The organism is Microcoleus sp. OTE_8_concoct_300 (genome assembly GCF_031383065.1).
GTDB lineage: Bacteria > Cyanobacteriota > Cyanobacteriia > Cyanobacteriales > Microcoleaceae > Microcoleus.
Map to the genome: position 1 here is coordinate 1 of NZ_JANMZH010000918.1, position 13,102 is coordinate 13,102.

Annotated in this window: 13 protein-coding genes; 4 read left to right on the top strand and 9 right to left on the bottom strand. The window is 44.2% G+C overall.

Features of this window, described 5'->3' with window-relative positions; genetic code table 11:
* Positions 1–125: 125 nt before the first annotated feature.
* Positions 126–404 (top strand): hypothetical protein, encoded by a 279-nt coding sequence (locus ACUVJL_RS39205; RefSeq protein WP_445250751.1) that lies wholly within the window; start codon positions 126–128, stop codon positions 402–404.
* Between the two features lie 174 nt (positions 405–578).
* Here the strand turns inward: ACUVJL_RS39205 and ACUVJL_RS39210 are convergent, their stop codons facing one another.
* From ACUVJL_RS39210 to ACUVJL_RS39240, 7 genes are all read right to left on the bottom strand, one after another.
* The gene (locus ACUVJL_RS39210) at positions 579–866 is read right to left on the bottom strand and encodes an NfeD family protein (RefSeq protein WP_333295931.1); all 288 of its coding nucleotides are present in this window, start codon (positions 864–866) and stop codon (positions 579–581) included.
* A gap of 112 nt (positions 867–978) precedes the next feature.
* Positions 979–1,266 carry an NfeD family protein gene (locus tag ACUVJL_RS39215; RefSeq protein ID WP_333128351.1) on the bottom strand — a complete coding sequence of 96 codons (288 nt, stop codon included), beginning with the start codon at positions 1,264–1,266 and terminating at the stop codon, positions 979–981.
* A 1,072-nt stretch (positions 1,267–2,338) separates the two neighbouring features.
* Positions 2,339–2,809 (bottom strand): GNAT family N-acetyltransferase, encoded by a 471-nt coding sequence (locus tag ACUVJL_RS39220; protein ID WP_445250752.1) that lies wholly within the window; start codon positions 2,807–2,809, stop codon positions 2,339–2,341.
* A gap of 68 nt (positions 2,810–2,877) precedes the next feature.
* Entirely contained in the window at positions 2,878–3,516 is a 639-nt protein-coding gene (locus ACUVJL_RS39225; protein ID WP_445250753.1) for a type I restriction endonuclease, read from the bottom strand.
* A 43-nt stretch (positions 3,517–3,559) separates the two neighbouring features.
* Positions 3,560–4,609 carry a DUF1611 domain-containing protein gene (locus tag ACUVJL_RS39230; RefSeq protein ID WP_445250754.1) on the bottom strand — a complete coding sequence of 350 codons (1,050 nt, stop codon included), beginning with the start codon at positions 4,607–4,609 and terminating at the stop codon, positions 3,560–3,562.
* Between the two features lie 73 nt (positions 4,610–4,682).
* Positions 4,683–5,465 carry a Uma2 family endonuclease gene (locus ACUVJL_RS39235; RefSeq protein ID WP_445250755.1) on the bottom strand — a complete coding sequence of 261 codons (783 nt, stop codon included), beginning with the start codon at positions 5,463–5,465 and terminating at the stop codon, positions 4,683–4,685.
* Between the two features lie 31 nt (positions 5,466–5,496).
* Positions 5,497–6,576: a dipeptide epimerase gene (locus ACUVJL_RS39240; RefSeq protein ID WP_445250756.1), complete on the bottom strand. Its 1,080-nt coding sequence runs from the start codon at positions 6,574–6,576 to the stop codon at positions 5,497–5,499.
* 121 nt (positions 6,577–6,697) lie between these two features.
* Between ACUVJL_RS39240 and ACUVJL_RS39245 the strand changes: the two genes are divergently transcribed.
* On the top strand, positions 6,698–7,411 hold the full coding sequence (locus ACUVJL_RS39245; protein ID WP_445250757.1) for a hypothetical protein: 714 nt from the start codon (positions 6,698–6,700) through the stop codon (positions 7,409–7,411).
* A 48-nt stretch (positions 7,412–7,459) separates the two neighbouring features.
* Positions 7,460–7,906 (top strand): NADAR family protein, encoded by a 447-nt coding sequence (locus ACUVJL_RS39250; RefSeq protein WP_445250758.1) that lies wholly within the window; start codon positions 7,460–7,462, stop codon positions 7,904–7,906.
* A gap of 506 nt (positions 7,907–8,412) precedes the next feature.
* Here ACUVJL_RS39250 and ACUVJL_RS39255 read toward each other — a convergent pair.
* Both ACUVJL_RS39255 and ACUVJL_RS39260 read right to left on the bottom strand, forming a co-directional pair.
* Positions 8,413–9,117 carry a hypothetical protein gene (locus ACUVJL_RS39255; protein ID WP_445250759.1) on the bottom strand — a complete coding sequence of 235 codons (705 nt, stop codon included), beginning with the start codon at positions 9,115–9,117 and terminating at the stop codon, positions 8,413–8,415.
* A 195-nt stretch (positions 9,118–9,312) separates the two neighbouring features.
* A complete protein-coding gene (locus ACUVJL_RS39260) occupies positions 9,313–9,519 on the bottom strand; it encodes a hypothetical protein (RefSeq protein WP_445250760.1) in 207 nt (68 codons plus the stop codon).
* A gap of 383 nt (positions 9,520–9,902) precedes the next feature.
* Between ACUVJL_RS39260 and ACUVJL_RS39265 the strand changes: the two genes are divergently transcribed.
* Positions 9,903–12,857, top strand: a complete 2,955-nt coding sequence (locus ACUVJL_RS39265) for a tetratricopeptide repeat protein (RefSeq protein ID WP_445250761.1) — start codon at positions 9,903–9,905, stop codon at positions 12,855–12,857.
* Positions 12,858–13,102: the final 245 nt, after the last annotated feature.

Here is a 13,102-nt window from a genome sequence, read left to right on the forward strand (position 1 = left end):
GAAGTTTAGAAAATCTTAAGGTTCTGATTTAATTTGCTTAAATGTGGTTAAAGTTAATGATTTTTAAAAGTTTTTTTTAGTTATTTAGTAATGCACAAATTTAGGTGTTTGTCAAATTAATTTAGATGCGTTTACCCTGGCAGCGATCGCTCTTCGGTGCCGAACAATTAACCGAACTAGCCCAGCTAATTGAACCCTTATCCGATGAGATCGATGTCCTTTCACAAGCGATTTCATCCTGGGCTGAAAATTACCCTTCAATTCAGCAAGCTCAAGCCCAACTGCTCGAACCACTACCGCCGGCTAAGGCATCAGAAAAAGCAGCAGTCACCCGAGAAACTAGCGAATCTCAACTCCGCGATCGCCTCAACAAACAAGCTCTCAAAAATGCCATTTTATTGTAGCGCGATCTGCCATATTTCTACTGGCAAATAAACAGAGGCAGATATTGCTGTCTTGCGTCAGGTGTGGAGTGGAAGCGATCGCCAAATTGCCACTAAAAAACAGAATAGTCAGAACCCCGACTTCTTGAATAAGTCGGGGTTCTGACAGTGAAAAAGTTGAGATTACTTTCTAGTTTAGTCTGCTGGAGCGAGGGAAACTAACAGAGTGATGTTGTCAACGCCGATGACATAAACCGTGTCTCCCGGTGTGAGTGTGATTTGGCGATCGCACCGTGCGGGCCACCAGCTACCTTGGAAGCGGACGCGACCTGTTTGATTCGGGTAAATCGATTCATCCACGACTGCTTCTTCGTTGAAATAGTTAAAATTGGTGTTGATGTAGTTATCCATTAAGATATTCTTTTCTGTGCTGTAGGTGTGAGGAGAAAAAATAGAACCGAAAGCTTTTACTACGTTGAACATTTTACTGACTCCTTTTGTGTTAATATATATCGAAGTTTAATCGCCTATTTATGCTCTTTGAAAAGTAGCATTTCCTGGTTGGGATTGATTAGCAGGTCGTTCATGCTCTGATTTAGTCTGCGGGAGCGAGAGAAACTAACAGAGTGATGTTGTCAACGCCAATGACATAAACCGTGTCTCCCGGTGTGAGGGTAATTTGGCGATCGCACCGTGCGGGCCACCAGCTACCTTGGAAGCGGACGCGACCTGTTTGATTCGGGTAAATCGATTCATCCACGACAGCTTCTTCGTTGAAGTAGTTAAAATTGGTGTTGACGTAATTTCTGATTAGCATATTGTTAGCTGTGCTGTATCCTTGGGTGGAGAAAATCGAGCCGAAAGCTTTTACTACGTTGAACATGATATTTACTCCTGTTGTGCTAAAATATATGGATGTGTAATTGTCTGTTTATGCTATTTGAGAGGCTGCATTTCCTCGGTTAAGATTGATTTATTGTCCTGATATTTCATTGTTCTTGCCTTCCCTCGTTCTATCAGGATAAAAGGCAAAGAATTTTTGAAAGGTTGAAGGGATTTGAGAAGCGGTTGCGGGGAGTATAAATCCAGTAATTCCGAGGTATTGAATTAAGGATTTCATGGTTGAGCAGTTGGTGGGATTTGCCTCACGGGTAGATGTGGTTAGCTACATTAGAGATTGTCTGATTCCGCATTACTGCTGCTGTGAAAATGTTTTATTTTTGGGTGGAATTTTTTGGTTTAGTTTTTTGATTGGGTTGTGACTCACTTGCTTTACACTTACTAATTTGCCAGGAGTCGAATATCTTTGGGGCGATCGCCAGTCCACTTTCCGAGTATGGTACTGGCACAGGACACTTTTCTACCTGCCAGCAACGATTTTGCAAAGGTTTTTGCCTACTGATCGCGCTTGTAGCTGTGCCAATTTAGCCAACTGGACTACCGCGAACGGTGAATTCTGAACTTACGCACTCTCGATCGCCCAATCCGGAATATCCATAAATATCTAGTCCGTAACTTACGCACCAAACCTCTAAAAACCCGGTTTCTGACACCCAGTGCGCCATTAGGGGCCCATAAGCGGATCTATGATATAAGCAAGTAAACTTGGCAACTCACCCGCCCTCCCCATGCGATGTTGATTTGTACCTACCTACTTAGGCATAGAAAATAGGCGATCGAGATTGATATTAAATCCGGTAGCATCGTCGGGCGTAAAATCCAGTCAACAGTCAACCAAGGATCGTGCAACCGGACTCGATCTAATTCATCTGCGTTAATCTGTGTTTATCTGCCCTCATCTGCGGTCTAAACAAGAGAATTTTTTAACCGCAGATGACAAGGGATTGACGCTGATTCACGCAGATATCGATCGCCTCCTGTAATCGCAATTATCGAACAGGTCGAACTTAAAATCAATTCATAAATTCAGAATCTTAAATTCATAAAACTCATAATTATAGAAAACTTTTTGGATACTGCATAATTGTTACAGGAATTCTGAATAAAGTTTTAGCTAATTGAGACAAACCAAACTTGAATTTAAGCGACTGCGGCAATTCTTGCCATGCAGCTTCTCTGAAGCCAAAGCGAGTATAAAATGATGCGAGTCGCTTTCCCAAACATTCTAAATATAGCGGTTCTGTAGCTTGTTGAATTAAATATTTTGCGAGGTAAGTGCCCAAACCTCGATCGCGCCAATCTTTCATCACCACCAAACTGCCCAATTCTTGCGCGCCCGCAAAGTTCCGCAACTGTCCGCAAGCTACCAAATCCCCGCTGCATTCTATCACCCAGAATTGCTGCCAGCGCAACTGAGTAGGATCGAGTTTTGCGCTCCACACTAACATTCTAATTGATTTGATGTCTTGAGCACAGGCCGGGCGGATGGCGCATTGTGGCGGCAACGAAAAAAAACTTTCATTCATTATGATTCCATAAAATGAGCTTTAGTAAATTTATTGTTATTTTCCGAGTCGAGTTCCATATAATGTATTTAACTATAACTGCTGTCACTAGAAATTATACCAGATAATCGCTTCAAAATGCGAAATACTTCGTAAAAGTCATTAGCGCGATCGATTACGAACTCATAAGATAAAGCGTACTGCGGAGTGTCTTGTTTAATCAATTTGATAAATCTGAAGTTGCTGCCATTTGTCAGAAGCCCAAAAGTTGGTCTGTCTGGACTGGGGTCATTCAGCATATAAAATAGTAACTGGGGAAGTCCAGCTTCAACGGAATATTGCGATCGCTTCGCTTCTATCGCAACAACCCAAAAAGATTCAATTAAAAGCAGAACATCAATACTTCCCCGGACAAGTATATTTTCATCCACGGTGACAAGTTCCACCGATTTTTCTGCCTCTATGTGAAAGGGATTCAAGTATAAATCTGCTAAAAATAGCAAGGGAGCCAGTACCACCATTTTTACGGTATCTTCTATCATGGGGTAATCGGCACTGTTAGCATAGCCAGCCTTTACTTTGTCTAAATATCGCTTTTCTTCATCAGTAATTTCTGGTAAATCGTCAATCCACTCCCGGAAGAATTGCTTTTCTTCTGCAAGTTGGCAGTTAAATTTTGTTTTGACATCGCGCAGTGTCAGTGTTTTTGCTTGAAAGGTTTGTGTCATAGTTTTATGTATTTATTTTTTAGTTGGTGTTGATTGTAGCATATCAACTGTCGATCGCCTCCCACAAAACCTCCGCGCCAAACCTTACCGGATCGGTACAAGGCAATCCCGTTTCTGCTTGAACTTCAGCTATTGCTAACAGCGCTTCTGCCTCATTTAAGTGATGAGTGTTGAGGGCGATCGCGCTCACTTTTCCCCCAGAAAAAGCACCCGCAGCAGCGGCTAACATTTCATACAGTTCGACCACTTTTGATAACCTGGGAATTGATACGTGCGGGTGATTGCGAATGTTAGTTTGTCCGGCTCTGTGCGCTAAAATTAAGTGAGTTGGCTGCGAACCTCGCAGCAGCGGCAGAGTCGCCGTCGAACCCGGATGCAATAGCGAACCTTGCCCTTCTACGTGCAGAATATCGCATTCAGAACCCAATTTTATCACCATTTGTTCGACAGCACCAGCCGCGAAATCAACTCGCACTGCATCCAAAGGAATACCTTCATTTCCGATCATTAAACCCGTTTGACCGGTTGCCAAAAATTTGGAACGCAAACCCCGCTGTAAGCAAATGCGATTGAGTTCTAAACTGGTTGACATTTTCCCAACGCTCATATCTGTGCCGACAGTTAACACGCGGCGGCAGCTTAATTTAGCAGCAGCAGCAGAGGCGATCGCACCGACAGATTTCGGTTCCTGACGCACGTCCCAAATCCATTGATTTTCGGTTAACGGAACTGTTATCAAAGGTGCAATTTTCGCGTGCAAACCGTTGACAACTGACAAACCTGCTGCTACCGCTTGATTAATTTCTGGCAGCCATTCTGCAGGCAAAACACCGCCGGAAGGAGCGATACCAATTAGCAGAATATCCGGCGCAAATTGCAGTGCTTCTGCAACGGAAGCAACTATCGGTACTTGTTGAGGAAGGCGAGTTAATTCAGGTAAAGATTGTCCGGCACATTGGCTGTCTATTACTGCTACAATTTGTGCTTCGCTGTAGCGCAAAAATGCTAAACCTGTTTTGCCGGAAGAACCGAGAATTCCCTCGTGCAGCAGGATTGCAACTTTGCCATTTTTGATCGGATAGTTTTTAGTCATTGATTTACTTTTGATAGGCGGATTTTAGATTTTAGCTTCAATCTAAAATCTAAAATCTAAAATCGGTTGGGTGTTAGCTGTGGTTTGGGTTCAGGGTAAGATCATTCGGATCTTCTCCCAATTCTCGCAATCTGGCCTCTAGTCGCGAGGCTCGCTGGCGTTCCTGTTCGGCTTGTTGTTGAGCGGCTTCGGCTTGTTGTTGAGCGGCTTCCTCCGGCAACAAAACTAAATTGCCAGATTCATCGAAAAAACGCACCCAAGTCGCTGTTTCTCGATCGACAATTCCTTCCCAAGTACCCAACCAAAAACCTAACGTTTCGCACCACAACCAACCCCGCTCGTTGGACACTAACGGCTGATAACGCAGGGTGGCATCTAAACGCCATCCTTGCAAAGAATTAGGCTCGAAAGGATCGAAAACAAAGTAATCAGGAGTTCTAAAAACCTGCTCGTAAATATCCTTTTTTTTGCCTGTATCCTGATTTGCCGTTGACGGCGACAGCAGTTCCACAATGACATCCGGGTAACGTCCGTTTTCTTCCCAAACTACCCAGCCTTGTCGGGAAGTATTGCTGTCAACACCCAACACAGCGAAAAAATCTGGGCCGCGGAAATCCTGATTCCGAATCTGTTTAGCGCTGTAATAAATAAACATATTGCCACCGACAAAAAAATCGTTCCGGTTAGCTAAACCTTGTTCTAGGGAACGGATTAAAACGGTCATTGCTATACGGTGGCGGTTGCTTTCCATTTCTGCACCATCATCAAAAATTAAATCAGTCGGTGGCTGGTGTTCTTCAAAGAAAAGCTTGGCTTCTCTATCAATTTGCTCTCCTATTGATTCCACTGGCATCATAGTATCTCCAGATGTGTTTTGAGCGATACTTCTATTCTACAATGTCCATTCGCCGCACTCCCAATCCCGATCGCCCGTTTGGCAGCAAACACCCATTTTCAACGATCGCACCGGTGAAAGGATCGTCTAATAAATTTAAGTGACTGTCCAAATCCAAATAGTCAGCTAGCGGTGAAAGTTGTGCTGCTGCTGTATTTGCGATCGCGCTATCGGAATAGCAGCCGAACATTACTTGCAAATTGCAGGCTTTTGCTGTGTGAATCATCCGCATTGCTTCGGTCAATCCGCCTGACTTCATCATTTTGATATTAATGCCGTGGACGCAGGGCGCTAACTTGGGTATATCGGAACTATTAAAGCAACTTTCATCAGCAAAAATTGGCAGGGGCGATTGACGGTACAGTTCTGAGAATTCCTCCATATCTGCGAGAGGTGAAAGCGGCTGTTCGACATAATTTATCTGGTATTTTTCCAGCCAGTGACACATCTCTGCTGCATCTTTTAAACTCCAACCGCCGTTAGCATCTACACTGATTTTAAGGTTAGCTGGTGCTTCATCTAGCACTGCTATTAACATAGCTTTGTCGGCTTCGATTCCTGCGGTATTTCCTAATTTAACCTTAACGGCGCGGTATTTGATGCTTCCTGGATCTGTCGCATCTTTACCAAACCAATCGCGCACTCTTTCTCTGGCACCAGAGGGCGAATTAATGCCGATTGTGACGGAGGTGGGGACGATGCGCGATCGATCTAATCCCCACATTTTCCACAGCGGCAAGCCTGCTTTTTTGCCCAGCCAGTCGTGCATTGCCATGTCGATGCCGGCGCGGGCGGCTGAGGGTAAGTTGACCTCTGTTAATACTTGTTCGATTTTTTGGCGATCGAACGGAGTAAACTTTTCTAGCAGCGGTGCAACTTCCTGCAATGCGGCTAGCAGAATTTCGGTAGTTTGGGGCCGAGAACCTGTGGAAAACGGCGAAGATTCTCCCCAGCCTTCGATGCCTTCGTGTTCTAGCTTGACCCATAAATTGGTACTTTGGGCTGTTGTACCGCGGCTGATGGTAAGGGCAAACCGCTTGCGGACAGTGAAAGTTTCAATTTGAACGTGCATTGTCAGTGATTGGTGATTTTTTGTAGATAAAAATCCGAGGGGGCGGATTGCGCCGCTCTTGCGAGTTGTAACTTTTTACTTTATAGTTTGATTTTGCTTGTTCTAGTTTATCAAAAACTTGATGAAGTTCATTATTTCTGTTTCGCCGAAGAGAGTTGCGTTCTCTCTCAGCATTTGGGTGCTCTTCTTTGCTGTTGCTGGTTGCATCGTACAAGTTCTGCGCTACGGTTTTAACTATCAACAACGCTGGATTAGTTTGTTTAACTTAGACAGAGAAATAAATTATCCTTCGTGGTACTCGTCATTTACTTTGCTGTTTTGCGCGATTTTGCTAGGTATTATTGCTAGTGCTAAGAAGAAGCAGGGCGATCGGTATTTTGGGCACTGGAAAGCGCTGGCGTTGATGTTTGTATTTTTTTCTTTAGATGAAATCTTGAGTTTGCACGAAATATTAATTATTAACGACTTGCGAAAGGCACTGCATTTAGGGGGATTGTTTTACTTCATTTGGGTAATTCCGGGGGCGATTTTTGTTGGGGTTACTGCGCTGGCTTATCTCAAGTTTCTCCTGCACCTACCCCGGAAAACAAGGGATTTCTTTTTACTGGCAGGCAGTATATATGTCGGTGGAGCACTTGGCATGGAGATGGTTTGCGGCTATTATGCAGATGCGGTAGGTCAGCGAAACTTGATATACGGTTTGATGGCTTCTGTTGAGGAAATTTTGGAAATGGTAGGGGTGATCGTATTCATCTACGCCCTGCTGTCTTACATCGGTTCCTATCTTGAAAATATTGATTTGCGGTTGAAGATAGTGGAGAATCAAGAGAGGTAAGGCTGACGATCGACCAAGATTATTAAGGGGGTTGAAATAGAAGATATTATGGCTATCTACTTCTACACCACTGGCAGCGAATACGGCTGTTTTTCTAATTTTTCCTCTCACGGATTCGAGTTAGACGGAGAATATTGGGCAACAACCGAACATTATTTTCAAGCACAAAAGTTTCCCGCAACCGCTGACTGCGACAAAATTCGCCAAGCAAAAACGCCGAAAGATGCCGCAAAAATGGGACGCGATCGCTCTCGTCCCCTTCGCAAAGATTGGGAAGAAGTCAAAGATGATATCATGCGAAAAGCCGTACTCCGCAAATTTGAAACTCATCTCGAAATTAGAGAAATTTTACTAGCTACTGGCGATGAGGAAATAGTCGAAAATTCCCCTAGTGATTACTATTGGGGTTGCGGTAAAGATGGCAGTGGCAAAAATATGTTGGGACAGATTTTAATGGAAGTAAGGGAGATATTGCGAAAACGCAGGTCAGAGTAAAACATTATTTAAATTTCCCAGCACAAAGCAGGACTTGTTTAATAGTAAGTCCTGCTAGGCGGCTTGGCGAGCCTTTCCTCAATTTTCTTAAACACTGAACTCAAAAATCCGCCTGAGCAACTGTCAAAACCTGTGCCAATCTCCTTAGGCTGTTCTAGTAGAGGGTTTCGCCTCTCCTCGGAGACTACGAAGCAGGGGAAACGGTAAAAACCCTGCACCACTTTTTTGTTTTAACAACTACTCTCAACCGGAGTTAACTTTTATCGTCGCAAGTACAGCATTGTTAGCCAGTCGCCTTCCGGGCACCGTTCTCCTAAGGTTGGCGATTCACAGGTAAAACAGCAAAACACCTGTTCTGGTTAAAGTTGGTTTTTTATTTATGCTGTATATTTCTATTGTGTGCGATTTTCTGGAAAGTGTTAGCTGTTGTACAGAATTCTTTACAATTTTTGCCCACGTAGCTTTTTGCTAAGGGGGGAAGGAAAGGCACTTGTTGAATTTTTGACCTATTTGCCTAGTGTCGCGGTTATTTGCCGCATTTGCTGTTGAATCCGGTTAAATTGTTTCTGTTCTTCGCTTAGCAAACTATTGTCGATCGGCCCTCGCATATCCCACTGCAATTCTGACAACAACAACAAACAGCCGGCCATAATTATGCCAGTGGTTAAATATTGCCAAGGTGCAACAAAAGTTAATAGAGGGATGCTAAATAGATGAGTTAGTCCGATCAGGACAAAAGTGCGCGATCGCAAACCGACTCCGGTACAAAAATAGCCGATCGCGCTCAACCCCAACCACAAATCGCAAAGGTGCAGCAACACACCTCCCCAACCGGCAAAAATACTGCAATCGGTCAGAACCAAACCAGTTATCATCAAAATCGCCCAAGAGTAAAGAATCCAGCTAACTCGCTCGACTCTTACCCAAAACAAAGTCAAAACCGCCATCCCCGCAGTGCCAATTAGAGTCAAAGTTGACCACAGAATCGCCTGAAAAGTCCAACTGATGGGGAAAAACTGAGCCGTAAAAAAAATCCCCGCCGTCACCAAACCCCACAGCAGAAAAGTTTGGTCGATCCGGGTATAAAATCCTGAGAAAAGAGTAAAATTTCCAATTTGCCAGTGGAGTCGCAACAAGCCTTCGAGGTCTTGTACATCAAGATGTTCCTGTTTGCTGCGGATTACGGGTTTGGAGGCGTTAAAAAAGGTCATCCAGTGTTGGGGAAAGTATGAAGTTTTACGTATTGTAACAAATCTTAAGGAATATTTTTCTGATTTTTTCTTGTTACCAGGCTCTGCCTGGGGACGTAGATTTGGAGGCTCTGCCTGCCGCGAGTCTAAGACTTGCGAGGCAGAGCCTCTGGAGCTCGGTTCCCAGGCAGAGCCGGGGAACCAGGAAACGCGTGATTATTTGCGTTTTTTGTTCAGGGTTTTGGTCAACTCAGTAATCGAGTTGAGCAATGTTTGGGAAAAGTAAGCCATTGCAATAATCACCGCTACTGCAACTCCTCCGTACATCAGTAAAGGCATGAAACCTCCAGTTTCAGGCGGTGTTGCCGCATCAGTTGGAGCCGTAGAAACCAGAATGACTTGGTTGGTGCTAACATTAGACATAGAAACTCCTTGGTCTGTACAAAGACCGTAAAAATGGGAAATTGACGAGCGTTTCTGGTGGCAGCCAGTCGCTCGGAAAAAAACAACCGATCGAAAGCGTCTCTAGTAAAAGCTAGGGGCGCTTGTTTGCTTGTTAAGGGCAGTCTAACACTGCTTCAAAAAATATACAACAAATTTAACGTATATTTATAAGACCTATGGTAAAGTAGACGTACAAATCCTAAAAGCTTTGTCTAACAAGCATTTTCTCGTTCCCCGGCTCTGCCAGGGGACGCTGATCCGGAGGCTCTGCCTCCTGTTTTCCTGGGCAACCGACGAGGCAGAGCCTCGCTTATATCGGTTCCCAGGCACAGCCGGGGAACCAGTTAAACCCAATAGATATTATGAAAAATACATTTATCTCTCGATTTACTCCTAGCTTGATGTCACCAGAAACCCTGGAAGCTATCTTAGTACAGCGTCACGCACTGGCAGAACATTTAGTAGAGCTAATTCGGTTGAGCGCCCTAACAGATAACAAGCATTTTCAACTGCTAATTGGACCGCGCGGCATTGGCAAAACGCACTTAGTTTCCCTGATTTATCATCGCGTTGTTAAGATGGAAGATTTGCGGGATAAATTGCTGATTGCGTGGCTGCAGGAAGAGGAATGGGGGATTGCGTCTTTTTTGGATTTATTGCGGGGAATATTCCGGGCAATTGCTAAAGAATATCCGGCTGCATATGAAGCTGAGTTATATGATGATGTTGAAAAGCTTTATGATTTGTCGCCGGAGCAAGCTGAATTTAAGGCCGCAGAATTGCTGAGAGACTTTGTTGGCAAGCGGGTGCTGTTGTTGATTGTCGAAAATTTAGAGGACGTGTTTAGCGGCTTGGGGAATTTCGGGCAGAAGCAGTTGAGGGGGTACATTCAAAATTATTCATTTTTGACAATTTTGGCAACATCACAAAGTTTGTTTGATGGAGTCAAGCACTCTAATAATCCTTTTTATGATTTTTTTGATTTACATGAATTAGATGAGTTTAAGCTCGATGATGCTGTAGCTTTATTAAATCATATTGCCAACTTAGAAGGAAATAATGATTTAGCATCTTTTATTCAAAGTCCAACAGGGCGCGATCGCATTAAAGTTGTGCATTACCTTTCTGGTGGCAGTCCTCGCGTCTATATTGTTTTTTCGGCTTTTCTGATGACTCCTGAATCGCTCGATAAATTGGTAGAACCGTTTATGGAAATGCTGGATAGCCTCACGCCCTACTATCAGGATCGGATGAAATATCTATCAAATCAGCAGCGGAAGATTGTTGACTTTTTGTGCGATCGAGGTGGTGCCGCACCAGTCAAACAAATTGCTAAACGCTGTTTTATTGAGCAGCGAACTGTCTCTAGCCAACTTAAAGATTTGCGAGATAAGGGTTATGTAAAAACTGAGGAGATAGGACGGGAATCGTGGTATGAATTGCGGGAACCATTGATGCGTTTTTGTCTGGAGGTAAAGAAGCAGCGAAATCAACCGATTCGATTAATTGTGGATTTTATTCGGGTTTGGTATACGCGGCAAGAATTGCAGCAGCGATTGGGATTGAGGATGGCGGATGTTGATTTGGCGGAGAAAGAATGTCATTTTATGTATCGGCAAGGTTTGAAACCGATTCCACCTGATGCTGTCATGGAACGAGAATATTATACGCGGGCGCTTGAGGCTATTGAGAGAAATGAGGAAGACCCGCGTCTGAAGGCTTATTTTGATGAAATGGGAAATTGTATCGAACAGAAAGACTATGTTTCTGCTTTAGCATATGCGGAAAAATTGGTAATAAGTCGCGGCGAGGCAAAGGATTGGGTACAAAAGGGACGCTGTTTAAATAGCCTGGAACGCTACGATGAAGCCTTAGTATCTTACGATCGGGCGCTCGAACTAGATGCCAATTATCAGTTGGTTTGGGCTAATCGAGGCAATGTACTCGACAACCTCAAACGCTATGATGAAGCCTTAGTATCTTACGATCGGGCGCTCGAACTAGATGCCAATTATCAGTGGTTTTGGTGTATGCGAGGCAATGTACTCGAGAACCTCAAACGCTATGAAGAAGCCTTAGAATCTTACGATCTGGCGATCGAACTAGATGCCAATTATCAATTGGCTTGGGCACTTCGAGGCTTTTTACTCGAGAACCTCAAACGCTATGAAGAAGCCTTAGTATCTTACGATCGGGCGCTCGAACTAGATGCCAATGATAAGTTAGCTTGGAGCTGGCGAGGTGATGTACTTGACAACCTCAAACGCTATGAAGAAGCTTTAGAATCTTACGATCGGGCGCTCGAACTAAATGCCAATTATCAGTGGGCTTGGTCTAAGCGAGGCGATGTACTCGACAACCTCAAACGCTATGAAGAAGCCTTAGTATCTTACGATCGGGCGCTCGAACTAAATGCCAATTATCAGTGGGCTTGGTCTAAGCGAGGCGATGTACTCTACAACCTCGAACGCTATGATGAAGCGTTAGTATCCTTAGATAAGGCGATCGAACTAAATGCCAATTATCAGTGGGCTTGGTCTAAGCGAGGCGATGTACTCTACAACCTCGAACGCTATGATGAAGCCTTAGTATCTTACGATCGCGCCCTCGAACTAGATGCCAATGATCAGTGGGATTGGGCTAATCGAGCCACTGTACTCAGGAACCTCAAACGCTATGATGAAGCCTTAGTATCTTACGATCGGGCGATCGAACTAGATGCCAATTATCAGTCGGCTTGGTTTCACCGAGGCTGGTTGCTAGACACACTCGGTCGCTATGAAGAAGCTTTAATATCTTGCGATAAAGTGATCGAACTGGGTTCTCAACATTCATCTGTTTTCTTCAACCGTGCCATTGCCATTCTCGGATTGAATCGCTGGGATGAAGGCATCGCCGCCTTAGACGACGCATTCCAACGCCTAGAACCAGGCGATGAAGCTTATGCAGACGATGCCGATTTAATTATCCGCAACCTGTTCATCAACACGCACGATCTAGCGATATCTCAAACTCGCATTACCAGCCTGATAGCCGTTTACAAAAATTACAAATATTCTTCCATCTTAGGACAAGGAATTGTGCGAAACATTCCCGCGCTAATGTCAGAAATGGTAAGCGACAAAGCCGCACGCACTTGGTTAGAATTGTGGCAAGAACTAACCAGCAACTACGAAGAACAATTCAAAATTCCCATCCGCCTGCTGGATGCGGCTGTCCGCTATAAGGAAACCAAGGGCGACAGACGAGTTTTGCTAGAACTTCCCATAGAAGAACGCAATTTATTAGAACCATTGGTGTCAACAAAATCCGAATAAGTAAAACAGGACTTACGCACTCCGACAAAGAAACCGGGTTTTTTACCTAATCTGCCGATTGCAACGAAGTCTTTTCGTAAAAAACCCGGTTTCTGGGCCCCCTGCATACCAATTTAATGTGAAGTTGCACATATCTCGATCCCCCTAAATCCCCCTTAAAAAGGGGGACTTTGATCGGAATCTTGTCCCCCCCTTATTAAGGGGGGCTAGGGGGGATCGGATTCTATGCAGCCTCATAAAAAATT